The organism is Pseudomonas sp. AB39(2026) (assembly GCF_059831485.1).
Genome location: NZ_CP195212.1, coordinates 3,300,544 through 3,323,782 on the forward strand (window position 1 = coordinate 3,300,544; position 23,239 = coordinate 3,323,782).

Sequence of the window (23,239 nt, forward strand, 5' to 3'; positions counted from 1 at the left end):
TGCCTATGACCGATGAAGCCCAGCGCTGGAAAGAAAAGTACCTTCAAAGCATCGAAGCTCAGGAGTCGCAAGAGCGGCGCTGGAATGCTCGCCTGGACTTGCTTCGCCACGGGCTAGTACGCAGCACCTTGGCTGCCGAAGGGGCTGACACGGCCGTTGACCAATGCATGAAGGAAATGCGCGAGGTAGTGCGTAGCGACAACATGGACGCTGCCTTGGCCACCCTTATCCCGCGTTTGGAAAAGGCCGTGCTGGATTCCGAACAACGCCGAGAGGCCAGGCTTGACCAGATCGGCACCGCGCTGGGCTCGCTGGTAGCGCAACTCCAGACCTTGCCACTTCCCCGCGATGCAGCCAGACCTCTCAAGAAATTCGGTGCGGGCCTGGACAAGCGCCTGTCTCAGGTTAGGGAACTACCACTTTTGCTCAGCGAGCTGAGCCTGCTGCAGGGCAACGCGCTAGCCAGCCTGGACCCTGCCACGGCATCACGCCCAGGCCTGCTTGAGCGTTTGTTTGGGCACAGAGAAGCTGAGCCTATTCAAACACTTGTGAATACTCAGACGGCTCCCATGCCGCTGGCTATACCAGAGGTGGAGCCAGCGCTCACCCTCCCTGAACCGCTGGAAACCGCACCTTCCCCGGCCCATGTCGAGCCTGCACATGAAGATATTCCTCCGGGGGTAGTGGACACACAGGCCGTACCTGCAGTGCCAGCCGAGGCAGAAGAGGACGTATGCGAGAGCAAGGTCCAGCCTGAAGCGGCTATCGTCGAGGAGCAGCAAGCACCTACCCATGCTCCACAGCCGATGGCCGAAGCGCTTGCCCCTCATGCCATACCTGAACAGGAAGGGCCTGTTACTGCCGGCGTGCAGGCTGTGCTGGATGTATTGCCGCTCACTGCTGCCATGGTGCAAGCCCTGGTACCTACCACCGAACCGGCTGAAGCCACAGACGTCAGCTTTTCTCTGCCCGCTAGCCAGGAGCCTACCTACAGCTCAGTAGCCACGCATATCGAAAGCACGCTACTGAAAATGCTCGACGGCCTGGTGCTGCCACCCAAGTTGCTAGAGACCGCTGACTCCATGCGCGAAAGGCTGGAGCACGGGCTCAACTGGTACGAGCTGTTGCCCATGCTGGACGATGTGGCGCTCATGACGCTGACGATCAGTGATAACGGGCAACAGGAACTGCAGCGATACCTGCAACAGATCAATGAGCGGCTAGCGTGGTTCCAAGGCCAGCTTCACGAAGCCAGCCAAGGCCAGGCAGACAGCCAGGACCAAGCGCGCCAACTGGACACTGAGCTGCGTGAGCAGGTGGGCGACCTGCACGAAAGCGTGGCAGCGGTCGAGGATGCAGACGGCCTTAAGCGGTTGCTGGAGTCCCGGCTGGATGGGCTGCTGGGTTCTGTAGACGAGCACCGTCGCCGCCGTGAAGCCCATGAAATGGAAGTGGCCGAGCGTATGCGTGGCTTGTCCGATCGTGTGGCCAGCATGGAGCGCGAAGCCGAAGCCTATCAGAATGTGCTGGAGGAACAGCGCCAGAAAGCTCTGCTGGATCCGCTCACCGGCCTGCCAAACCGGGCCGGCTTGAATGAGCGTTTGGAAGCTTTGGTAAGCCAGCGTGCAACCGACGAGTTTCCTGCCCAGGTCGCCATCATGGACTTGGACCACTTCAAGTCCATCAATGACAACTATGGGCACCTGGCGGGCGACCGTGTGCTGAAAATCGTGGCTGACCAGTTGCGTCGTCAGCTCCGTAACGGGGATTTCCTGGCTCGATTCGGAGGTGAGGAATTTGTAGCACTTTTCCCAGAGTCAGCGCCCGAAGAAGCACACGCGGTGCTGGAACAGATGCGCCAGGCTATCGAAGCCTGTCCCTTCCACTTCAAGGGTATGCGCATTGTGGTCACCGTCTCCATGGGCATGGCCACCTTGCGCAGTAAGGAAGTTGCCCAGGCTGCCCTCAAGCGTGCCGACGAGGCGTTGTACCGGGCTAAGGACACAGGGCGCAACCGTATAGAAACCAGCCAAGTCGTGGGCTTGGCAAGGCATGTAGACTAAGGTTTTACTTTGAGGGCTAGCCTACACCATGAATGTGCGAAACCTGGCGGCAGTAGCCTTTGCAGCGTTGCTTGGCGGTTGTACCAATGGCCTGCACATAGATACCAGCCACCCCTCTGCCAATTACGACAGCCGTGTACAATTCATTGTGCTTCATTACACGGCGGCTTCGCTTGACCGGTCCTTGGCCTTGCTGACCCACGGCGAGGTTAGTGCGCACTACCTAATAGGCGATGGCCCTGCCACTGTCTATAAGCTGGCCGATGAACGCTACCGTACCTGGCATGCTGGAGAAAGCGAGTGGGACGGGCGTACCTGGCTTAATTCGAGCTCCATCGGTATCGAAATCGTTAATCCGGGTTTCCATGACACGCCTACAGGACGCGTCTGGTACCCCTATACCGACGCTCAGGTCAATGCCCTGATCGCCTTATTGAAGGACATCAGTACGCGTTATCGCATCGACCCTCGCTATATCGTAGGGCACAGCGACATTGCACCCCTGAGAAAACTTGACCCTGGCCCCTTGTTTCCTTGGCAGCGGCTAGCACAGGCCGGGTTTGGTCGGTGGCCTGACGCCGCTGCAGTAAGCCGCGCCCGGCAGCGGTTCGATACCAGCCTGCCTGCAGTAGGCTGGTATCAGGAGCAACTGGCAAAAGCGGGGTACGCCATCGAGCGTACCGGGGAGCTGGACGTCACGACGCGCCATGTACTAGCGGCTTTCCAAATGCATTACAGGCCTGCACGTTTTGACGGTGAGCCAGACGCCGAGACTGCCGCGTTGCTGCAAGTGGTGGCCGGCATGCGCTGAACCGGCGTTGCAGGAGGTTACACAGGCAGCGCCATATAAAACTGTGTGCCTTGGCCAGGGCGTGAATACACGCCCATCCGGCCGCCGTGCAATTGCACGATTTCCTTGCACAGTGCCAGGCCTAGGCCTGCACCGCCTTTCTTGCGACCTACCTGTACGAAAGGCTCGAAAATGCGCCCTTGCTGGCCGTAGGCAATACCCTCTCCGTTGTCTTCGACACTGATAATCACCCGCTCTGCATGGCGGCGGGCCTGCAAGCGGATATGCCCATTGGTAGGCGTATGACGCAAGGCATTGTCGATCAGGTTGTCTAGCACACGGTCCAATTGTGCAAGGTCGGCATGGAGGCGAGGCAAGCCTTCGGAGTATTCAAGGGTGAGCTCGGTGCCTTGGGCCAGCGCCGCTTCGCTGAACCGCCCCCGGGCGCGGAGCAGCAGGTCCTCAATGTCGCATGGCCCTAATGTCAGCTTCTGCAACCCACTTTGGTAGCGCGAGAAATTCAGCAGGTCATTGATCAACTGCATCAGGCGCTGCATTTCTTCGTTGACGGTTTTGAGCAGGTCGGCTTCCCGAGTATGCGCTTCGAACCGTACCCGTTCCTGCAGCAAGCCAAATGCCATGTGCATACCCGTAACCGGGGTGCGCAGTTCATGGGAGGCTCGCAACACGAACTCACTACGCACCCGTTCAAAGGCCCGCTGTTCCGTTACATCATGAAGCACCATCACCGCACCTAGAATATCGCCCTGAACATGGCTCACGGGGGTAAGGCTATAGGCCAGCAATCGAGTCTCGCCATCGACCTCAAGGCTCAGGTCATCAGGGGCGCGTTCTAGTGTTCCGCCGCGTAATACGGTTTGAAGTTGAGCATCGAGGTCTGGGCGGTCGAGCGCTTCGCCCAGGCTCCGCCCTTTGCGGTCGTTATCCCAACCCAGCTGGCGTTGGGCAACCGGGTTCAAATGCTCAAGCAAGCCCTGCCGGTCAATCATCAGCAAGCCGTCATCAATGCTGTCCAACACTGCCTGCATGCGTTGCTGGCCAGCAATCAGCTCATTGACGTTGGTCGCTTGATGGATACGCAATGCCTCGGCCATGGTGGCAAAGCGCTCACTGAGGCGGTTCATTTCGGGCGCCCTGGACACCGGCAGGGCGACGTCATAGTGACCGCGGCTGATGTCGTCCGCTGCGCTGACCAGCGCTTGAATCGGCTCGCCAAAGCGTCGAGCGATCCGGTGCGCGGTCACAAACCCTACACACAGCACACCGATGCCTATCAGGCCCAGGAGCGCGGATACCCAGACAGCTTGATCGTGAGCGGCTTGCTCATTGGCCGTAACGCGGTTCAACGCCGCCCTGTGCGCCTCAAGCAGGTCGTTGCGTACCCGGTTAAAGGTTTCGCTAAGCATACGATCTGAGCGTGGGTCGGTGCCCGCTTGTATCACTTGCGCGAAACGCTGCCTGAAAGCTTGGTAATGCTCCTCAATCAGTTCAAAGCGCAATTGTTGCTCAGGTGTATTGCCGGCTTGAGCTTTGGCCATAGCCGTTTCGAAATCTACGCGAGCACGTTCGAACGCAGGCATGTCGGGCGTTTGGGCCCATACCACGATCAACTGGTCACCTAGCGCCTGCCGCATGCGTAACCCGCTTTCCAGGTCATGGAAGCTGCCATGCAAGGCGCTTTGCTGGCTAGACGCCATTTGCGTCACACTCACCAGCCCCAGCACCAACCCCAGCAGTGCCATCGTGATAAGGGCAGAAATGCTGAGGAACAGCCGGGTACGCAGTGTCATCCCAGGCATCACAGGTTGTATTGCTTGCGTTTACGGTAAAGGGTAGAGGCATCGATACCCAATGTCCGTGCCGCTTGGTCCAAGGTGTCACTGTTTGCCAGAATGGCGCCGATATGCGCTTTCTCCAGCTCGTCCAGGCTCAGTGCAGCACCCACACGCGGAGCGTTGGTAGCAGGTTGTTCGGCCATTCCGAGGTGAATGACTTCCACGCGCTCTTGAGGGCAGATAATGCTTGCCCGCTCGATCACGTTGCGTAATTCACGAATGTTGCCAGGCCAGCGGTAGTTGAGCAGCGCCGAACGCGCTTCTTCGGTAAAGGTACGGGCCGGGCGCGCATAATCTTTTACAAAGCGTGCGAGGAACCGGTCGGCAAGGGTGAGGATGTCTTCACTGCGTTCACGCAGAGGCGGAAGGTGAAGCGTAATAACGTTCAGGCGGTAAAGGAGGTCCTCACGGAATCGCCCTTCCTTGACCATATCTTCAAGGTTAAGGTTGGTTGCCGCTAGAATCCGTACATCTGCACGGCGGGTTACGGCGTCACCTACGCGTTCGTATTCCTTGTCTTGGATGAACCTCAGCAATTTTGGCTGCAAAGCCAAAGGGAAGTCACCGATTTCGTCAAGGAACAGCGTGCCGCCGTCCGCTTGGTTCACTCGGCCAAGCGTACTTTCGCTCGCGCCGGTAAATGCCCCTCTGCTATGGCCGAACAGTTCACTTTCCATCAGGTCCGAGGACAATGACGGGCAGTTGATCGTGACAGAGGCTTTTTTTGCTCGCTTGCTCCAGCCGTGAATAGCCCTGGCCAGCTCCCCTTTCCCCGTACCCGACTCACCTAGGATGAGAATGTTGGCATCGGTATTGGCCACTTGCCGTGCTGTTTCCAGCACCACCATCATGGCAGGGCTATGAGAATCCAGACCGTCTTTGGGCTTGCGGATCTGACCTTCCAGCGCCTCAAGGCGCTGCGACAACTGCCGCACCTCTAGCTGCTTGGCTGTGGCCAGTCGGAGCTGGTCCGGGCTGCAAGGTTTTACCAGGTAGTCTGCTGCGCCAGCCTGAATAGCGTCCACAGCGGTGTCTACAGCCGAATGCGCAGTGACGATGACTACACGCATCCAAGGGGCAAGGGTGCGCATCTGCGCCAGTACATCCAGGCCGTTGTCCTCGCCCAGCCGAAGGTCCAAGAAGCACAGGTCGAACACCTGGCGCTGCAACAGTGCTTCTGCCTGGTTAGCACTGCTGGCAGTGGCGACGCTGTAGCCCTCGTCTTCTAAACAGTAGCGGAAGGTGCGAAGAATGGCTGCTTCATCATCAACCAGCAGGATACGGCCTTGATGATCCGCCCCAGATTCCATTTTCCTACGCTCCTTTAAAAAAGATCTTCTCTTAGTCCGAGAATTATCGGGCAAGTTGCAAGGTCAATTCTGAACGATTTTCACCCCTGCAGGTAGCACTGCCTTGCGGCTGGCTAATGCCATTGTCAGGCAGGCACTGAGCAGGGCAGTACGGAGCTGAAATGACACATTCCCGCCTGAACCTCACCAAAACCCTCGCTGCCTTGATGTTGTGCAGCGCCGGCATTGCACAGGCAGACCCCGTTGTTGATGCCCGCAAGGAGGGTGCTGCCAATATGGCATTGTCATTCAACGAGCGGCTTGCCTCAGATAACATCAAGGTGAAAGTGACCGATGCCAAGGCCATCGTGAGTGGCAAGGTTGCCAGTGAGGACGATAAGCAGCTCGCCGCTCAGATAACAACGGCAGTAACCGACGTAACAGCGGTTGAAAACCGGCTGGTGGTGGATGCGGCGCTGGAAGAGCAGCCTTTGGCCAAACCGGCACAGCTGATTGCGCTGGAGGACCTTACGTTGGCCACTACTCTGCGGGCACGGTTCAGCTGGAGCACGCCTACGATGGGCTCACCGCTAGACGTACGTGTGGAGGGAGGCGTTGTAACACTGAGAGGCCAGGCAGCCACTGCGCAAGCCAAGGAGTGGGCGGGGGTACTGGCGACCAATACGAAGGGTGTCATCGTAGTGAATAACCTGATTGGCTTGCGTGCATCGGATGCAAGGACCACCGAAGCGGAAGTGCAGGCCCGATCGCCAGACGAAAGAGTGACTGACGCATGGATCGCTAGCAAGGTAGCCAGCAGCTTCAAATATGACCGCGGGCTGGACGCCCTGCGTCTAGTGGTCAAGGTAGCAGACGGTGTAGTAAGCCTTAGCGGTGAGGCAGATAGCCAGGCACATAAGGCACATGCAGTAGCGATTACGCGACAGATCCGAGGTGTCAGAGGGGTGGATGCCGACTTGCTACGGGTAGCTTCTACAGCCGCTTCGGTAGAGGGGTGAATAATGATCATGCAAAACGCCCGGTCACTGACAGGGCATCGTGCAGGTTGCGCTCCCTATAGGGGGCGCAAGGTTAAGTAAACCCCCGAAAAATAAGACTTTTCCTACAAACTCAAAGCTGGCATGCAGCCTGCAATATCTTCTTCAAACGCATCAAGCGATGCAGGAACTTGGAGGGGGTGCATATGAAACAGTCAGCGAATCAAGGTGGCAGCTCAGCGCCCGTTGTCTCCATGCACACCCTTCGTCAAGGCCTGTTTGCCTCGCTTGCCCTGATGCTTACCCTAATTGGTGCTCAGCAGTATCACGCATGGAACCAGCCGGCCGAGCCGTTGATCCATACCTTGCACTCGATGCACACGCCAGCCTTCCACGCTGTCAGTGCGCCGGCTTCCCAAGCCAACCGCTTGCAAACGGTTGAACAAAACGACCAGTTCCAGCGACCAACCGAAACCCGCTGGGTGTTTTGAACAACCAACGAAATCACAACATAAAGGAGTATCAATATGCTGAGTTGGGCCATTACTTTCCTGATCATTGCAATCATCGCCGCAGTACTGGGCTTCGGTGGTATCGCTGGTACGGCTGCAGGGATCGCTAAAATACTGTTCGTTATCTTCCTCGTGCTGTTCGTGGTGTCGTTCTTCTTCGGCCGTCGTGGTCGGCCGTAACATGAACAAAGCAATCAGGGTAATGATGTTTGCCGTCGCGATGGCAACAACTGTGCCGGCGCTTGCCGACAATGACGGGCAAGAGCGGGCGGGTAACCTGATTGCAACGAACAAGCAGTACCGTGAAGCCTGGCAGGACGCTATAAGGAAGCAGGAACGCCTTCCCGAGTGGGTTATCAACCTCTCTGGAGCCTCCTCTCCAATGACTGCCGTTACGGAAGACGGCGACAAATACCTTGTTGGGCAGGTGTGCGAAACAGCAGATGATTGCCTGCACAACCGCGTCATTGTGGCTTTTAGCTGGGATAAGTCTAAAGCGTACGTGCTGTGGGTAACCGTGCCGACAGCAGTACCGGATGACAAGACGCCTTCCCGCCATGCGGATTACCGCTGGCTGGGCGACCCGGACGAAGGCATGCAAGGCCTGCTGAGGGAGCAACTCAAAAGCGACCCTAAGTGGTACTGATTGCTCGTATCGGCGTTTGTTGAAGTGTTGTGTACCTGTACAGCCCAAAAGGCTGATGCATGACCAGGGGGCCGGGATGTTCTAGCCGTAGTAGCGCTGGAGTGACCTAGGGGTACAGGGAGTACCTCCTATTCGGGCCGGGTTAGGTAAAGAGCCTCGTTGCATGAGCGATAACGTCTTTAAAAGGCATCGCTACCTGCTGCGGGGCTTTTTTGTTGCCCGACTATCGAGCAATCGGTGCCTTCACTCCGTTACCTATGTGTTCGGAAAACCGAATACGACAGAAGGTAATATCCCCCAACCCTAATAAAAGGGAACGCTTCGGCGTTCGGCCTTCCGAACGCATATTCCAAGCCTTGCTTTTGTCATTCAAATCAATAGATTACGCATGCTGATCTGGCATGGGGCACTCATTTCCGGCATTAGACGCCTCTTAGCGACTTCTCGATAGTCCCTCTCCTGCTGTCACAGGCCTATTGCCTATGTGACGCAATCACATCGGCATGCTTCAGGGCATGGCCTCGATGAACCTGACCAAGGGTGCATAATGACAAAGCCAAAACTCAGCCTTGCGTGGCAAATTCTTATTGGCCTGGTGATGGGCATTGCCCTAGGCGCTGTGCTTAACCATTTCGGGAGTGAAAAGGCCTGGTGGATCAGCAATGTGCTTCAACCGGCTGGAGACATCTTCATTCGCCTGATCAAGATGATCGTGATTCCTATCGTGATCTCGTCATTGGTCGTTGGCATCGCAGGCGTAGGGGATGCCAAAAAACTTGGGCGCATTGGTCTCAAAACCATCATCTACTTCGAAGTCGTAACCACGATCGCGATTCTGGTAGGCCTGGTGCTCGCCAACCTGGTTCATCCAGGCACAGGGATCGACATGAGTACGCTAGGTACTGTGGACATCTCGCAATATCAGAAAACGACTGCTGAAGTGCAACACGATCATGCGCTGATCGCTACGATCCTCAACCTCATCCCCTCCAACATCTTTGCTGCCGTGGTACGGGGAGAAATGCTGCCGATCATCTTCTTCTCTGTACTGTTTGGTTTGGGCTTGTCCAGCCTTCCAGGCGAAGCGCGCGAGCCATTGGTACGTACGTTCCAAAGCATTTCGGAAACCATGTTCAAGGTCACTCACATGATCATGAACTACGCGCCTATCGGCGTGTTTGCTTTGATTGCCATCACCGTCGCCAACTTTGGCTTCGCTTCGCTGATTCCTTTGGCCAAGCTAGTGGTGCTGGTGTATGCCGCGATTCTGTTCTTTGCGTTAGGCGTGCTAGGGCTGATCGCCAAGCTGTTCGGGTTCTCGGTATTCAAGCTGATCCGTATCTTCAAGGATGAGCTGATCCTGGCGTACTCCACTGCCAGCTCGGAAACCGTATTGCCCCGCATCATCGAGAAGATGGAAGCCTATGGTGCGCCAAAGGCTATCAGCAGTTTTGTGGTACCCACGGGGTACTCCTTCAATTTGGATGGCTCAACGCTCTACCAGAGCATCGCAGCCTTGTTCATCGCGCAGTTGTACGGGATCGACATGCCTATTGGGCAGCAGATCCTTCTGGTACTCACACTGATGGTGACGTCCAAGGGTATTGCAGGCGTACCGGGTGTGTCCTTCGTGGTATTGCTGGCTACGCTAGGCAGTGTGGGTATTCCGTTGGAGGGCCTTGCGTTTATCGCAGGTGTAGACCGCATCATGGACATGGCGCGTACTGCCCTGAATGTGATCGGCAATGCCCTGGCTGTGCTGGTAATTGCGCGTTGGGAAGGCATGTATGACGATGCCAAAGGCGCTCGCTACCTGAACAACTTGCCTCGCTTGCGCAGCCGTGAGGCCACTGCCGAGGTCTCCACCTCGCGGTGACCGACCTCAAAAGCATGTACCCCCAAGTGCCGGGCCGATTATGATGCCGGCATTGAAATTCGGGGGTGCATGATGCTGAACGGCCTGTGGCTTGGCTTTTTCGTGGTAGCAGCCGTTGCTGCGCTGGCTCAGTGGTTGGTAGCAGGCAACAGCGCCGTTTTTGCGGCCATGGTGGAAGCTATTTTCAACATGGCCAAATTGTCGGTGGACGTAATGGTGTTGTTGTTCGGCACCCTTACGCTCTGGCTGGGCTTTCTCAAGATTGCCGAGAAAGCCGGAATCGTGGACTGGTTTGCAAAGGTGTTGGGGCCATTGTTTGCACGGCTTATGCCCGAGGTACCGCGCGGCCACCCGGCCCTGGGCCTGATCACCATGAATTTCGCCGCCAATGCACTAGGGTTGGATAACGCCGCCACCCCTATCGGGCTGAAGGCCATGCGGGCCCTGCAGGAGCTGAACCCACGGCCGGAAAGTGCCAGCAATGCGCAGGTCCTTTTCCTGGTGCTCAACGCTTCGTCTCTTACCCTATTGCCCGTCACCATTTTCATGTACCGCGCCCAGCAAGGCGCACCAGACCCTACCATGGTGTTCCTGCCCATTCTGCTAGCGACTAGCGCGTCTACACTCGTAGGCCTGCTGTCTGTCGCGTTCATGCAGCGGCTGCGGCTCTGGGACCCGGTAGTACTGGCTTACCTGCTACCGGGTGCGCTGCTGTTGGGCGGTTTCATGGCTTTTCTGGCGGGCTTATCAGTTACTGCCGTGGCCAGCTTGTCGTCGCTGCTGGGTAACCTCACGTTATTCGGCCTGATTCTTGGGTTTTTGCTAGTAGGCGCTTTACGCCGGATACCGGTGTACGAAACTTTTGTAGAGGGGGCGAAGGAGGGGTTTGACGTTGCCAAAAGCCTGTTGCCCTACCTGGTGGCCATGCTGTGCGCCGTAGGTGTACTTCGGGCGTCTGGCGCATTGGACCTGCTATTGGAAGGTATCCGGCATGCCGTGCAATGGTTAGGCATGGACACGCGGTTTGTAGATGCCCTGCCTACGGCGCTGGTGAAGCCGTTCTCGGGTAGCGCAGCCCGTGCCATGTTGATTGAGACCATGCAAAGCAAAGGTGTGGACAGTTTTCCTGCCCTGGTAGCGGCCACCATTCAAGGCAGTACCGAAACAACCTTTTATGTGCTGGCCGTATACTTCGGCGCGGTCGGCATTCAGCGTGCCCGCCACGCTGTAGGCTGTGCCCTGCTGGCAGAGCTGGCGGGGGTTATCAGCGCAATCCTGGTGTGTTACTGGTTCTTTGCCTGAGCCTGCGCATTCACTTGGGTTGCCCCGTCTGGCGTGACTGTAAAGCGCAGGGCACCAATGATCTGGCCGTCTTCGGTTTCCACCCGTACTTTCCAGTTGCCTGCGGGGTCGCCTGGGAAGTTCTGCTTACGGGTCCAGGCACGGTAGCCTTCCTTGCGGCCGCCATGAATATCCAATGCAATACGGTCTACTTCGTCGCCGTTCAGTTCCCATACGTGGAAAATCCGTTCATCGAGGCCACGTGGCGCATTGATAGCGGTGTAGGCGTATATACCGCTTCGAGCCTGGCTAGAGGTAAGTGTATTCAGGGCATCGCCGGGCGTTCGCGTCTGGTTGTCTAGGCTCAGCGTGATCACGTCCTCGGTCATCCACAGCGTGGCAGGCGGCACCCAGGTGCGCAGCACCCAACCGGCCCCCCCGATAGACAATGTCATAACGATCAGCCCCAGTGCACGGCGCCAATGGTTGAAAGGAAAGCTGCTGGCCAGGCTAGGGAAAGACAGCACCATGGCCACTGCCAAGGCAATCTTGAACGTTTCTGCCGTGGTCAGGTGCAGAATGATCGGCATCGCCGTCAGCATGGCGGCAAACAGTGTAAAGGTGTGCAGGGCCAGGAACAGCCATCGCCTTGGCGCTACCCAATGGTAGTACAAAGGGTCAATGATCGAGACGAGCCCGGCGATGGCCAACAGCCCGGTGAACACCAGTTGCCCACTGTTCCAGGTGGTGGTCACAAAGAAGAAGGGCAGTACGAAAAACAGGCTTTCCTGATGGATCATCTGGGTGGCATAGCGCAGCAAAGGCTGCGGTATTTCACGCTTGAAGAACCGGCTGAACAAGCGGTTGAAACTGTTCTCCAGCATCAGCCATACCCAACTGACCAGCAGCAGGATAGCGATAGGGCTAGCCAGGGTGGCCTGACGGTCTACTAATACAAAGCTGCCCAGGCCGGAACAGAAGCCAAAGGCCGCGACAATGCCTGGGTAGCGTTTGATCAGGTCAATGACTTTGAGCACAACGGGCGGTAATGACTTCATAAGGAGCACACGCTAGGGGCACGCCCCAAAAATAGTGGTTTGAGCGTTACGCCATTCATCGGCTGGCCGACCGCTGCCGGTAGCGTACCAGCACGATGCAGGCTGACAGGATGAGCAAGGCACCCAGGATTGCAACAACAGTGATTGACAGGGCCAAGTCGTCGTAGCCTATGAGAGGCTTTTCAATGCGTACATAGCCGGAGTCGGCAAACAGCTGTTGGACCGCTTCGTTGGCCTGCGCCAGCGTGACCTCCTTGAGCGCACGGGCAGGGTCGGCAAAACGACCCTCTTCATAGTCGCTCAGTGCCCCCCAATAGTAGTCGGCCAAACCGCTGTCCCCTTGAACCGCCCAGGCTAGGCGAGCCACTGCGGCAGCCTTGAGCCGCTCGAACATGACACGGTCCAGGCCATGGGTATGTAATTGCTGTGTAAGGTTCTTGAGAGCAGCCTGGGCCTTCTTGATATCGCTTCGGTCCAGGTCAGCGTTCAGGCTTATAAGGCCGGTATCACCGAACGCTTCCACTTGGCTGCCAGGGCTGTAGGACAGTCCCTCTTCAAGCCGCAGTTTTTTGTACATCGCCCAGTCCAGATAGGCCTGCAACAGGTCCCATACCCCCGGAGGCAGGTCTTCGGCCGTCGGCTGCACGAAATACCAATGGAGTTTGGCAGCGTCGCCCACCCAGCCCTGCATCAAGGTGCGTTCGCGCTCAGCTGCTCGACGCGTCACCGGAGGCGCCGGGTGATCGCTGGGCAGGATGGCAGCCAGCTCACCGTAGGTACGTTGTAGGTAGGCCGGAAGGAGCTTGTCCAGTTCGCCCACCACAATCAACGTCATGTTGTTAGGGGCATACCACTGCTGCCGCACCTGCTTTATCTGTTCCAGTGTAATGCCTGCCGCGGAAGCGCGGTCGGCACAGCGCAGGCCCATTTCGATGGCCAACTGGTTGCTGGCGTCTTTACCCAAGTCTTGGTGGTCCAGCCAGCGTTGCAGGTGGGAATAATGGCCCCCGTCTTCACGCTCCACGATCTTACGGGCAGCCTCAAGCCGTGCTTCAGTCAGTTCCGTCTGCGTAACGGCCTGGAATAATAGATCGAGCACCTTACGCTGGTTACGTGCGGGCGCCTCAATCACAAACGTAGTATCTGTTTCGCTGGTGAACGCATTCCACTCGCCACCTAGCGACTGCATACGCTCTTCAAGGCCACCTTCGCCGGAATCGTCCAGGCCACTGAACAACAAGTGCTCAAGCACATGGGGTAACTCTTGCTGAGCACAGCTGAAGTCGCTAAGGCCCACGCCTACTACTAACCGTATGGCCACGTGAGCGCGGTCTGTGCCTGGCTTGAGCAACACCTGCAGACCGTTCGGCAACAGGTACCCTTCCACTTGCAGCCGGTCCAGCGCCAGGCTGGGCAGGGCAATCAGCAGCAGGCAGGCGAACAACATGCAACGCATTACGGGCTTCCTTGCGATAACCGAAAGGGCCGGGCGCCTCCCGGCCCTTGTAACAGACTGCAACGAAGCGGTGATGTTCAGGAAGGTAGAACAGTAGACCCTTCATCGTCCGCCAGCAGAGCCCCGGTATCCCCTGTACCCAATACGGCATAAGCGCTGCCGCAGAACAGGGAGTTGAGGCGCTTCATGTCGGCAATCAGCTCCAGATGCAATGAACTGGTTTCGATGCTTTGCACAACCTTGTGCTGCAGGCGGCTGACATGGGCATGGGTAAGTTTGCGTTCCTGTGCCCTGAAGCGACGTTTCTCCTGCAGCAATTGACGAGCGCTTTGTTCGTCCCGGCTGAGAAATACATTAAGACCCAGGCGCAGGTTGCTCAGTAATTGAGCATGAAGGGTGGTGAGTTCGTTCAAGCCCATGTCGGAAAATGACCGGCGCTGGGAGGTTTTCTGCTGTTGCACCTTGCGTAACATACGCTCTATCAGATCACTGGCCAGGTTGAGGTTGACCGATAGCTCAATGATCTCTGCCCAGCGGTGCCGGTCCTGGTCGCTGAGGTCATCTCGTGGCATTTGTGCCAAGTACAGCTTGATGGCGTTGGACAAGGCTTCGGCATCATCGCCCAGGTTACGCACCTCCGCCGTCACGGCAGTCTGTGTACCTCTGAGTACGTTGAGCATGGCGCCCATCAGGCTCTCGATGATGTCGCCCATGCGCAGGGTTTCCCGCACGGCGTTAGCCAGGCCGAGGCTAGGGGTGCTGATAGCCGTAGGGTCCAGGTGCCGAGGTGTGGCGCGGCCCCCGGTGTCCGGGCGCTCAGGCAGCAAGGCAGCGCACAGCCGCCCCATGAGGCCAGTAGTGGGCAGCAGCAGCAGGCAGCGCAGGCTGTTATAGAACACGTGGAACCCAATCACCATGGCCTGCGGGTCAAAACCAAGGGTGTCCATCCAACCGACCAGCGGGCCCAGTACCGGAATGATCACTACCAGCCCGATTAACTTGTACAACAAGCTACCCAAGGCTACCTGACGGCCAGGGTTGTTCTGCATGTTGGTGGACATGAACGCCAGCAGCCCGCTGCCAATGTTGGCACCGATCACCAGGCCTACGGCCACAGGCAAGCTGATCACACCGGCTTCGGCCAGGGTGGCCGTTAGCAGCACAGCTGCCAGGCTGGAATAGGACACCATGGCGAAAAGAGCGCCTACCAGTGCATCCAGCAAAATATCGCCTGTAAGGGACGCGAACAGCACCTGCACGCCTTTGGCCTGGGTAATGGGCGCTGCGGCTTCGACAATCAGTTGCAAGGCCAGCACGATCAGGCCTAGGCCTATGCCCACACGGCCCATTTGGCCAAGGCGGGTTTGCTTGCGCGACAGGAAAAAAACCACCCCGAGGAAGATCAGCAGTGGCGATAGCCATGACAGGTCGAAAGTGAGCACCCGTGACATGACGGCAGTACCCACGTCCGCCCCTAGCATGATCGCCAAGGCAGGGGTAAGGCTCATGAGGCCCTGGCCCACGAATGACGTGGTCAGCATGGCCGTAGCATTACTGCTTTGTACAACGGCGGTAACCAGTATGCCGGCCAGAAAGGCCAACGGCCGGTTGGCCATGTTTTGCCCGAGCAGGCGGCGCAAGGCTGTGCCGTATACCCGCAGGATACCGGTACGCACAATATGCGCACCCCATACCAGCAAGGCGACAGCAGAGAGAAGATCCAGCAGGGTGAGCATAGGCAGCAGCCTCCCTGTTAAGCCCCAAAGGGCGAACATCCAGAACCGCAGAGGCCTGTACTAGAGCCCGGCAGCGTACAGGCCGGGTTGAAACAAAATTGTAACATATGCCGCAGGCCTGGCAGCGGCGTGCCAGGCCTCATTAGACAATCAAGCTTGTGTGTTACGTTTTTTCGCCACGCTGGTGCGCATCTTGATATTGATGGCTTCCACGGCGAGTGAGAACGCCATGGCAAAGTAAACGTAGCCCTTGGGCACGTGAACGTCGAATGCTTCACCGATCAGTACAGTCCCGACCACCAGCAGGAAGGATAGCGCCAGCATCTTCAAAGAGGGGTGTTGATCGATGAAGCGGCTGATGGTCCCTGAGGCCAGCATCATGACCAGTACGGCGACTACGATCGCGGCAATCATCACCGGTACATGAGAGACCATGCCCACGGCTGTGATGACTGAGTCCAGTGAGAACACAATATCGATGATTGCGATCTGAATGATGGTGTAAATGAAGTTTCCGCCTTTGCCGGAGGGCTCGTCTGCGCCTTCTTCTTCACCTTCCATGCCATGGTAGATTTCCTGGGCGCTTTTCCATAGCAGGAACAGCCCGCCGAAGAACAGAATCAGGTCGCGGCCGGAAATGCCTTGGTCGAATACCGTGAACAGGTCTGCCGTAAGGCGCATGACCCAGGTGATGGACAGCAGCAGCAAGATGCGCGTGACCATGGCCAGGGCCAGGCCAAACAGGCGGGTACGGGTCTGCATTTCCTTGGGCATGCGGCTCACCAGGATCGAGATCATGATGATGTTGTCGATGCCCAGCACAATCTCCAGTGCCGTCAGGGTGAAGAAAGCAACCCAGATTTCCGGGCTGGTCAACCATTCCATTATTGATTCCTTTGAGAAGACAATCGCGCCCTAAGGCGCGGTAACAACAGATTGAACAATTAGAGGCTGCCCACCAAGGGAAAGATCCCCATCAGCAGCGCGGCCAACATTATGCACAGGCATACCAGCACCGCCCACTTCAGGGTGAACCGTTGGTGGTCGCCGAACTCGATGCCTGCCAAAGCCACCAGCAGGTAAGTGGAGGGTACCAGCGGACTAAGCAGGTGTACGGGCTGGCCGACAATGGAGGCCCGGGCCATTTCAACAGGGGAAATGCCGTAATGCGCAGCCGCTTCGGCGAGCACCGGCAAAACGCCGTAATAGAAAGCATCGTTGGACATGAAGAAGGTAAACGGCATGCTGACCAAGGCGGTGATCACAGCCAAGTAAGGCCCAAGCGCATCTGGAATCACAGCCAGCAGGCTTTTGGACATGGCGTCCACCATCCCGGTACCCGACAGAATCCCGGTAAAGATACCTGCTGCGAAAATAAGCCCTACTACCGCCAATACACTGCCAGCGTGAGCGGCCACGCGGTCTTTCTGAGCCTGAAGGCACGGGTAGTTGACCACCATGGCGATACTGAAGGCGATCATGAACAGTACAGGCAACGGCAGCAGGCCGTTGATCAGCGCGATCATCAGCACCAATGTAAGCAAGCCGTTGAACCAGATGAGCTTGGGGCGGCGGGCTTCGGGGAATTGGGATACCGTAATGTCACTGGAGGGCAATTCGTCGCCGGGCAGGTGCAATTCGCCAAGGCGCGCGCGCTCGCGTTTGCCATACCACCAAGCGATAGCCAGAATGGCGACTACACCGGCGGCCATAGCCGGGATCATCGGCACGAAGATATCAGAAGGGTCTACATGCAAGGCGCTGGCAGCGCGGGCAGTTGGGCCACCCCAAGGCGTCATGTTCATAACGCCCCCGGCGAGAATGATCAGGCCGGCCATGATTCGAGGGCTCATGCCGAGACGGCTGTACAGCGGCAACATGGCGGCGCAGCAGATCATGTAGGTGGTTGCGCCATCGCCGTCCAGGGAAACGACCAGTGCCAGTACGGCAGTACCGACGCTCACCTTGAGCGGGTCGCCTTTGACCAGCTTGAGGATCTTGCGTACGGCAGGGTCGAAGAGCCCAGAGTCGATCATCAAGGCGAAATACAGGATAGCGAACATCAGCATCACGCCTGTTGGCGCCAGCTTGCTGATGCCTTCGAGCATCATGGGGCCGATCTTGCTGGCGAAGCCACCAAAGAGCGCGAACAGGATAGGGACGATGATTAGAGCAATGAGGGCGGACAGTCGCTTCGTCATGATCAGGAACATGAACGTCACGACCATGGCGAAGCCAAGGAAGGTCAGCATAGTGGATCTCTTGTTGTCTGTCTTATTGAGCCCGGGCACGGCGGCCGGTTAAGGCAGATCCTAAGAGCTGACGCTTTCAACTCCCTTTCAGGGCAAAACAAACCCGCCGCTGGCTTTGTGCAGGTCGCGCAGGTGCTGGCCGATCTGCTTGAGGTTGGCTTCACTGGCTGCAATGTCGGCGGCACGCTCAGGCGTAAGCAGTGCGCGTACTTCTTTGTCCAGGTCCAGGCTCAGCTTCTGCAACTGCTGTTGGCGTTCGCCAGACACCTGTTCAAGGCGCTGTACCTCGTTTGCCTGTGGCAAACCATACCCGTCACTGCCCAACAGCTCGGCCGGGCGGCTGAGGAACCCGCTGTTAGCCAGAATCGCCTGAAGCGTTTCATTGGCATTGCCGACGCTGTTGTCATTAACCTCGCGGCCACTGAGGTAGCGCTGCTTTACTTCTTCCTGGGCCAGCAGCAGCTGCCGTCGGTAACCCGCTTGTTCGAGCAGCAACAAGGCTGCGCTGGTACGTAGATCGGCCTTTGCAAACCACATACGCCGTTCAGTGGCCGGCTGTTCCAGCCAGGCCTCGACGGTGGCTTGAGGAATGGGCAGGTGCTGCTTGAGCACTGTGAACATGGCCTGATAGCGATCCCGGAAGGAGTCGAACAGGTAGCCACGCCGCAGTGCCTGGCGTTTGTCGTTCAGCACGCTGCCGTCGGCCAGCCCCCGAGATTCCAGTACGCTCAACAGGCCATTCGGCACAATGCTGTCCATGTTCTGCAAGCGCGGATCTCGGGTGCCTGCGCGTAGCAGTTTGAGCGTTTCCACCGCGCAATTGTTGGACAGGAAGTAGTAATTGCCGTCATAGCTCCAGTGCATTTCTGCTGCATGCCGAACCAGCGAGTTGATTTCGTCCCGCTCCAGCTTCAAGGGGACGGAGGCCAGGCTGCGCAGTTCGGTTTTGGTGTATTCGTCGATCACCTGGGACAGAGGGAGCACGAATAGCCGCGAGGGGTATGCGCCGTTCAACCCACCCCAGGTGGAGAGTTGGACGTCGTTGACGAAAGCACGGAACGACAGCACCAAACTGTATTCCAGGTCTAGACGGCAGTCCGGCCCACGCGGGCGGCCTGGGGCGCAAATCACCAGCCGCAGCATGCTGTGGCCCCAGCGGCTTACCCAGTTTTGGTTGGCTTCTGCCAGCAGGTAATCCACCTCATATACCCGCTCCGGATCGATCATGCCCAGCGGCTGGCGGCCAAAGTCACTGCCTGCATTAAGAAAGGGCAATACGGTTGGACAGGTAGCTCGGTTAGGGGGCGCCCAGCCAAAGTGATTGCGCAGGTAGCCGTACAGTTCGGGGCGGCGGCAGGCATAAGCGGGGTCCAACAGGAAATACTCCATGTTGACCGCGATGAATTCCTTCGGGTTGCTGGTTTCGTACAGGTCTGGGCTGCGGGCGACCTGGCGATTGTCTTGTTCGCGCTCACCTCTTCGCCCCACGGCCTGGGGCCATCCGGCCAGGTCGAGCAATTGGGGATCGTCGCTCAATGTAAACCGGCGTTCAGCTTGCCCCTGGCAGGCCTGGGCCAGCCCGACCTTACCCAATGTGGCCTGTTGCTGGCGGCAACGGTTCAGTAAGGTGCGCTCAGGCGCAGGCCATAGACGTGCCCGGTCATAGAGGTGAGTCAGTTCGTGCAGCACCGTGGCCAGTAACTCCTCGCGTACAGTGCCGTGAGGTCGCCCTGTTTTCGCTGTAGCTGCGCTGCCATCGACCAGGCCAGGTAACAAGCGCTGGTTAAGCTCAAGGGTGGAGACCAGCGACGCTTGGCCGTAGGCGGCATCTGGCATGCGAGTGGTCCAGCTGACGCGAACCTCTCGATCCAGTTCGGCGATAAACACTGGGGGCAGCGCAGCTGTGGCTTCGTTGAGCAGCGTTTGGGTGGCACTTCGCTCGGCAGGGGTCAGGCCTGGCTGGTCAATGACCAGCCGGAGCCCAGCGTTGGCGGCAACGCTGGACAGGAACAGGCCGCCGGCCAGCAGCCAGGCGGCAAGGGTTTTCACAGGGCCAGAATAGCTTCAGCCAGGGCCTGGTCGCTGGCACCTTGGGCTTGTGGCAGGTGAGCACGCAATGTAGCGAAGGCTGATTCGAGCTGGGCGCCGCGGATGTCACCTTTGCTGGCAACATAGCTTGCGGCATCTTCCTTGGCCTGCAGGACTACTTTGGCATCACGCACAGAGGTGGTGGTGTCGGACGTGAAGTCGATCGAACGGCCGAAGGCGCGGACAATGATATTACTGGTTTGAACCAGGGTTTGAGCTTGCGCTACATCTGCCAAGGCAAGAAAGCCCAAGGTAGCGGCGATCAACAGGTTACGCATGGATGTCTCCGGTAATGCAGGATCGAAAAGTGACTATTGGACGAGGATCGACTGTGCCAGTTCAAGGTCACTGGCTGTCAGGTGTGGGATGTGATGCCGCAAGGCATCAAGCGCAGCTTCAAGCCTTACACCTCGATCAAGGCCTTCACTGGCCACGAACACCGCCGCATCGTCGCGCGCATGAATGAGCAGTTTCCGATCAAAAGGCGCGGTAGTGACTTTGCTGGTGACGTAGCCACTGACGACCAAGCCCTGGGTGGTGGCGTCGAACGCGTAAGCACCAGGGGCCCAGAGCAGGCAGGGGGCAAGTAGCAACAAATAGCGCATGTGTAAGGGATAGCCTCGGGCAATGCCGCTAGGCTAGCGTATGTACGCATTCGAGGCCAGCACGCTCCCCTTGTACCTTAGCCTCTGCCCCTCTTGGTTAGCCTGCCAAAATGGCCTGGGCCAACTGTGCATCACTGGCCTGCGACTGGGGAAGTTGTACGCGAAGCCAGGCCAGTGCGCTTTCAAGCCGTGCGCCACGAATCTCGCCATTGCTGGCAATGAAACTTGCAGCATCGTCTTGGGCCTGACGAACGATCTTGTTGTCCCGCAGTGAGGAGGACACGTCTGACGTTGCATTAGTACTGGCATCCACTGCACGTACAACAGCATCAGTGGTGACCACAAAGCTGGAAGCCTGCACGCTGCTGGCGAGCGCAAGCGCCATTGCCCCAACGATGCTTAGACACTGTTTACCTGTACGCATGCTCTTCTCCTGTTCCGGCCGGCAAAGCGCCAGCCCGCAAGCCGTTTATTAGAGCTTGGCGGAGGAAAAGGTTCCAGTGCAATGAAGTGCTGGTAAGTACAGTTATCAAAAACCTTATTTCAATGAAAACTGTATTTACCGAATGCCAGCCATGAAAAAGCCCGCTGCGGCTGACCGGAGCGGGCTTTGTTGCAGCCTTAGGTTGGCACTTAGCGCCAGAAAGGCTTGCTCAGCTCTTCATAACGCTGAGATTCGCTAATGCCAGCGTCGGCCAGCAAGCGGCTGTCCAGGCGAGCCAGCTGATGACGGCTGGCAAGGCGGCGCTGCCACAAGCTCAGGTTGGCCAGGATGCGCAGCGGCAGGGAAGCTTGGGTGCGGCTAGCGGTGTTATCGAAATGCAGGTCGGAACTGAGGGTACGTTCCATGATGTTGTCCTTCCGCTTGTGGCGGGCTAGAGAGTGATTTGAATATGGGCAAATGATGCGCCTTAGCGTCCCCTATTCATACATACAGTTCTCTTTTAAGAGAGGCATTCAGTTATCTGTTTAGCGGCACTGTGCTGCTCATCATGGTGCAGACTGTACCGGTCCGCACCTTAATGATGCATTTCTGTGAGTTTGACTGGCTGGGCGTCAGTATTTTGGGCGGTCAGGACAGGTACAGCAGAACAGTTTTATAAAAAACTACTGTTGCGTACCCAAAGCGTTTCAAACTGCATAGGTATACAACCGCTCTGTCAGCGAGCCAGCATGTGCCCGGTTTCTTCAGCGTTGATATGCCAAGCTAATGCATCCCGCAGAATATGAGGGGTGTGGCCACCTTTGGCGCAAGCTGCATCGAAATACGCCTGCAGCGCAGGCCGATAGTCAGGGTGAACGCAGTTATCGATAACAACCTGCGCGCGCTCTCTTGGAGCGAGGCCTCGGAGGTCCGCCAGGCCCTGCTCGGTAACCAGCACGTCCACATCGTGCTCGGTGTGGTCCACATGGCTGACCATGGGTACTACGCTGGAAATGGCACCGCCTTTTGCAACGGACTTGGTCACGAAGATGGCCAAGTGAGCATTGCGGGCAAAATCGCCAGAGCCGCCAATGCCGTTCATCATCCGTGTGCCTGCGACATGGGTAGAGTTGACGTTGCCATACAGGTCGAACTCCAGCGCTGTGTTGATCCCTATGATGCCAAGGCGACGAATGACCTCCGGGTGATTGGAGATCTCCTGAGGCCGTAGTACCAGCCGGGATTTGTACCGGTCCAGGTCTCCAAAGACTTGTGCATGCCTACGGGCTGACAGCGTGATCGAGCTGCCGGAGGCAAAGCTCAGCTTCCCAGCGTCGAACAAGTCGAACGTGGAGTCCTGAAGCACTTCGGAATACATGGTGAGGTCGTGGAAAGGCGAGTCGATCAGGCCATGCATCACCGCGTTGGCAATGGTGCCGATTCCCGCCTGAAGCGGCATCAGCTTAGGGGTAAGGCGCCCCAAGGCTACTTCCTGATTGAAAAAGGCAACCAGGTGGTCAGCAATGGCCTTAGTGTCGGTGTCAGGTGGCAACACCGTTGAATTGGAGTCAGGCTGATTGCTGATCACGATGCCTACGATTTTTGCCGGGTCAATGGGTATGGCTGTTTGGCCAATACGGCTGTCGCAGGCGACGACAGGAATAGGTGTGCGTGTGGGGCGGTAGGTAGGAATGTAGATATCGTGCAGCCCCTCCAGCGACATGGGCTGTGCCAGGTTGATTTCAACTATCACCTTGCTGGCCAAGATGGCAAAGCTGGCGGAGTTGCCAACAGAGGTGGTGGGCACGATATGGCCTTGCTCGGTGATAGCCACGGCTTCGATCACAGCAATGTCTACCGGTTTGATCTGGAGATTGCGCAGTTGCTCCACGGTCTCAGACAAGTGCTGATCGATGAACATGACGCGCCCCTCATTGATGGCCTTGCGCAGCGTACTGTCCACCTGAAACGGCATGCGTCGCGCTAGCACGCCGGCTTCGGTCAACTGTTTGTCCAGGTCATTACCCAGGCTAGCGCCTGTCATCAGTGTTATCTGCAACGGCTGTTCCCGTGCGCGATCGGCAAGGGCCTGCGGTACTGCCTTGGCCTCACCCGCGCGCGTAAAGCCGCTCATACCCACCGTCATGCCGTTTTCGATTAACGCAGCGGCTTGCGAGGCAGGCATGACCTTGTTGTGGAGGTCAGTGAGGCGGATGCGGTCGGAATACATGCTAAGGTCTCGCAGGAAATAATCAGGCGAGAAGTCTATTCAACCTATCCCTGTTCCCGCCTACGACAATGGTCTTAAA

At 57.6% G+C, this 23,239-nt stretch carries 21 protein-coding genes; 8 read left to right on the top strand and 13 right to left on the bottom strand.

From position 1 onward, the window contains the following. Positions 1 to 5: 5 nt before the first annotated feature. Positions 6 to 2,063: a GGDEF domain-containing protein gene (locus ACSAMW_RS15295; RefSeq protein WP_500591005.1), complete on the top strand. Its 2,058-nt coding sequence runs from the start codon at positions 6 to 8 to the stop codon at positions 2,061 to 2,063. Between the two features lie 28 nt (positions 2,064 to 2,091). Continuing rightward, entirely contained in the window at positions 2,092 to 2,874 is a 783-nt protein-coding gene (locus tag ACSAMW_RS15300; protein ID WP_500591006.1) for an N-acetylmuramoyl-L-alanine amidase, read from the top strand. A 17-nt stretch (positions 2,875 to 2,891) separates the two neighbouring features. On the opposite strand, the gene ACSAMW_RS15305 is transcribed toward ACSAMW_RS15300, so the two are convergent. Both ACSAMW_RS15305 and algB read right to left on the bottom strand, forming a co-directional pair. Next, positions 2,892 to 4,676: an ATP-binding protein gene (locus ACSAMW_RS15305; RefSeq protein WP_500591007.1), complete on the bottom strand. Its 1,785-nt coding sequence runs from the start codon at positions 4,674 to 4,676 to the stop codon at positions 2,892 to 2,894. Then, positions 4,673 to 6,019, bottom strand: a complete 1,347-nt coding sequence (algB, locus tag ACSAMW_RS15310; protein ID WP_168085566.1) for a sigma-54-dependent response regulator transcription factor AlgB — start codon at positions 6,017 to 6,019, stop codon at positions 4,673 to 4,675. The genes ACSAMW_RS15305 and algB overlap by 4 nt, the downstream gene beginning before the upstream one ends. Positions 6,020 to 6,180: 161 nt before the next feature. Between algB and ACSAMW_RS15315 the strand changes: the two genes are divergently transcribed. The 6 genes from ACSAMW_RS15315 (at position 6,181) to ACSAMW_RS15340 (ending at position 11,332) form a co-directional block, all read left to right on the top strand. After that, positions 6,181 to 7,017 (top strand): BON domain-containing protein, encoded by an 837-nt coding sequence (locus ACSAMW_RS15315; RefSeq protein WP_500591008.1) that lies wholly within the window; start codon positions 6,181 to 6,183, stop codon positions 7,015 to 7,017. Between the two features lie 185 nt (positions 7,018 to 7,202). Continuing rightward, positions 7,203 to 7,487: a hypothetical protein gene (locus ACSAMW_RS15320; RefSeq protein ID WP_500591009.1), complete on the top strand. Its 285-nt coding sequence runs from the start codon at positions 7,203 to 7,205 to the stop codon at positions 7,485 to 7,487. 36 nt (positions 7,488 to 7,523) lie between these two features. Beyond that, positions 7,524 to 7,688 (top strand): DUF1328 domain-containing protein, encoded by a 165-nt coding sequence (locus ACSAMW_RS15325; RefSeq protein WP_040260491.1) that lies wholly within the window; start codon positions 7,524 to 7,526, stop codon positions 7,686 to 7,688. A gap of 1 nt (position 7,689) precedes the next feature. After that, positions 7,690 to 8,154, top strand: a complete 465-nt coding sequence (locus ACSAMW_RS15330; protein ID WP_500591010.1) for an inhibitor of vertebrate lysozyme family protein — start codon at positions 7,690 to 7,692, stop codon at positions 8,152 to 8,154. Between the two features lie 547 nt (positions 8,155 to 8,701). After that, positions 8,702 to 10,030, top strand: coding sequence for a glutamate/aspartate:proton symporter GltP (gene gltP, locus ACSAMW_RS15335; protein ID WP_500591011.1), 1,329 nt, complete (start codon positions 8,702 to 8,704; stop codon positions 10,028 to 10,030). Positions 10,031 to 10,102: 72 nt separating this feature from the next. Then, a complete protein-coding gene (locus ACSAMW_RS15340; protein WP_500594053.1) occupies positions 10,103 to 11,332 on the top strand; it encodes a nucleoside recognition domain-containing protein in 1,230 nt (409 codons plus the stop codon). On the opposite strand, the gene ACSAMW_RS15345 is transcribed toward ACSAMW_RS15340, so the two are convergent. From ACSAMW_RS15345 to scpC, 11 genes are all read right to left on the bottom strand, one after another. After that, positions 11,314 to 12,369: a DUF5924 family protein gene (locus ACSAMW_RS15345; protein WP_500591012.1), complete on the bottom strand. Its 1,056-nt coding sequence runs from the start codon at positions 12,367 to 12,369 to the stop codon at positions 11,314 to 11,316. The two genes, ACSAMW_RS15340 and ACSAMW_RS15345, sit on opposite strands and share 19 nt — an antisense overlap. Positions 12,370 to 12,424: 55 nt before the next feature. Further along, complete coding sequence (locus tag ACSAMW_RS15350; RefSeq protein WP_500591013.1) at positions 12,425 to 13,825, bottom strand: M16 family metallopeptidase; 1,401 nt, start codon at positions 13,823 to 13,825, stop codon at positions 12,425 to 12,427. A gap of 77 nt (positions 13,826 to 13,902) precedes the next feature. Continuing rightward, a complete protein-coding gene (locus tag ACSAMW_RS15355; RefSeq protein WP_500591014.1) occupies positions 13,903 to 15,561 on the bottom strand; it encodes a Na/Pi cotransporter family protein in 1,659 nt (552 codons plus the stop codon). A 150-nt stretch (positions 15,562 to 15,711) separates the two neighbouring features. Next, positions 15,712 to 16,446 (bottom strand): TerC family protein, encoded by a 735-nt coding sequence (locus ACSAMW_RS15360; RefSeq protein ID WP_500591015.1) that lies wholly within the window; start codon positions 16,444 to 16,446, stop codon positions 15,712 to 15,714. A gap of 59 nt (positions 16,447 to 16,505) precedes the next feature. Beyond that, complete coding sequence (locus ACSAMW_RS15365) at positions 16,506 to 17,813, bottom strand: CitMHS family transporter (RefSeq protein ID WP_500591016.1); 1,308 nt, start codon at positions 17,811 to 17,813, stop codon at positions 16,506 to 16,508. A gap of 87 nt (positions 17,814 to 17,900) precedes the next feature. Further along, positions 17,901 to 19,862 (bottom strand): DUF7844 domain-containing protein, encoded by a 1,962-nt coding sequence (locus tag ACSAMW_RS15370; RefSeq protein ID WP_500591017.1) that lies wholly within the window; start codon positions 19,860 to 19,862, stop codon positions 17,901 to 17,903. After that, positions 19,859 to 20,179 (bottom strand): DUF2388 domain-containing protein, encoded by a 321-nt coding sequence (locus ACSAMW_RS15375; protein ID WP_500591018.1) that lies wholly within the window; start codon positions 20,177 to 20,179, stop codon positions 19,859 to 19,861. Before ACSAMW_RS15375 ends, ACSAMW_RS15370 begins: the two co-directional genes overlap by 4 nt. Before the next feature lie 33 nt (positions 20,180 to 20,212). Continuing rightward, the gene (locus tag ACSAMW_RS15380) at positions 20,213 to 20,506 is read right to left on the bottom strand and encodes a DUF2388 domain-containing protein (protein ID WP_500591019.1); all 294 of its coding nucleotides are present in this window, start codon (positions 20,504 to 20,506) and stop codon (positions 20,213 to 20,215) included. A gap of 97 nt (positions 20,507 to 20,603) precedes the next feature. Next, positions 20,604 to 20,930: a DUF2388 domain-containing protein gene (locus tag ACSAMW_RS15385; RefSeq protein ID WP_500591020.1), complete on the bottom strand. Its 327-nt coding sequence runs from the start codon at positions 20,928 to 20,930 to the stop codon at positions 20,604 to 20,606. Between the two features lie 209 nt (positions 20,931 to 21,139). Continuing rightward, the gene (locus tag ACSAMW_RS15390) at positions 21,140 to 21,355 is read right to left on the bottom strand and encodes a DUF1127 domain-containing protein (RefSeq protein ID WP_168085579.1); all 216 of its coding nucleotides are present in this window, start codon (positions 21,353 to 21,355) and stop codon (positions 21,140 to 21,142) included. A gap of 311 nt (positions 21,356 to 21,666) precedes the next feature. Next, a complete protein-coding gene (gene scpC / locus ACSAMW_RS15395; RefSeq protein WP_500591021.1) occupies positions 21,667 to 23,160 on the bottom strand; it encodes a succinyl-CoA:acetate CoA-transferase ScpC in 1,494 nt (497 codons plus the stop codon). Positions 23,161 to 23,239: the final 79 nt, after the last annotated feature.

Excerpts from the sequence above, each read along its gene's own strand:
- ACSAMW_RS15380 (WP_500591019.1), bottom strand. The coding sequence starts at position 20,506 with ATGCGCTATTTGTTGCTACTTGCCCCCTGCCTGCTCTGGGCCCCTGGT.
- algB (WP_168085566.1), bottom strand. The coding sequence starts at position 6,019 with ATGGAATCTGGGGCGGATCATCAAGGCCGTATCCTGCTGGTTGATGAT.
- ACSAMW_RS15295 (WP_500591005.1), top strand. The coding sequence starts at position 6 with ATGACCGATGAAGCCCAGCGCTGGAAAGAAAAGTACCTTCAAAGCATC.
- ACSAMW_RS15385 (WP_500591020.1), bottom strand. The coding sequence starts at position 20,930 with ATGCGTACAGGTAAACAGTGTCTAAGCATCGTTGGGGCAATGGCGCTT.
- ACSAMW_RS15340 (WP_500594053.1), top strand. The coding sequence starts at position 10,103 with ATGCTGAACGGCCTGTGGCTTGGCTTTTTCGTGGTAGCAGCCGTTGCT.
- ACSAMW_RS15360 (WP_500591015.1), bottom strand. The coding sequence starts at position 16,446 with ATGGAATGGTTGACCAGCCCGGAAATCTGGGTTGCTTTCTTCACCCTG.
- ACSAMW_RS15355 (WP_500591014.1), bottom strand. The coding sequence starts at position 15,561 with ATGCTCACCCTGCTGGATCTTCTCTCTGCTGTCGCCTTGCTGGTATGG.
- ACSAMW_RS15365 (WP_500591016.1), bottom strand. The coding sequence starts at position 17,813 with ATGCTGACCTTCCTTGGCTTCGCCATGGTCGTGACGTTCATGTTCCTG.
- ACSAMW_RS15345 (WP_500591012.1), bottom strand. The coding sequence starts at position 12,369 with ATGAAGTCATTACCGCCCGTTGTGCTCAAAGTCATTGACCTGATCAAA.
- ACSAMW_RS15320 (WP_500591009.1), top strand. The coding sequence starts at position 7,203 with ATGAAACAGTCAGCGAATCAAGGTGGCAGCTCAGCGCCCGTTGTCTCC.
- ACSAMW_RS15375 (WP_500591018.1), bottom strand. The coding sequence starts at position 20,179 with ATGCGTAACCTGTTGATCGCCGCTACCTTGGGCTTTCTTGCCTTGGCA.
- ACSAMW_RS15390 (WP_168085579.1), bottom strand. The coding sequence starts at position 21,355 with ATGGAACGTACCCTCAGTTCCGACCTGCATTTCGATAACACCGCTAGC.
- ACSAMW_RS15350 (WP_500591013.1), bottom strand. The coding sequence starts at position 13,825 with ATGCGTTGCATGTTGTTCGCCTGCCTGCTGCTGATTGCCCTGCCCAGC.
- gltP (WP_500591011.1), top strand. The coding sequence starts at position 8,702 with ATGACAAAGCCAAAACTCAGCCTTGCGTGGCAAATTCTTATTGGCCTG.
- scpC (WP_500591021.1), bottom strand. The coding sequence starts at position 23,160 with ATGTATTCCGACCGCATCCGCCTCACTGACCTCCACAACAAGGTCATG.
- ACSAMW_RS15325 (WP_040260491.1), top strand. The coding sequence starts at position 7,524 with ATGCTGAGTTGGGCCATTACTTTCCTGATCATTGCAATCATCGCCGCA.
- ACSAMW_RS15315 (WP_500591008.1), top strand. The coding sequence starts at position 6,181 with ATGACACATTCCCGCCTGAACCTCACCAAAACCCTCGCTGCCTTGATG.
- ACSAMW_RS15300 (WP_500591006.1), top strand. The coding sequence starts at position 2,092 with ATGAATGTGCGAAACCTGGCGGCAGTAGCCTTTGCAGCGTTGCTTGGC.
- ACSAMW_RS15330 (WP_500591010.1), top strand. The coding sequence starts at position 7,690 with ATGAACAAAGCAATCAGGGTAATGATGTTTGCCGTCGCGATGGCAACA.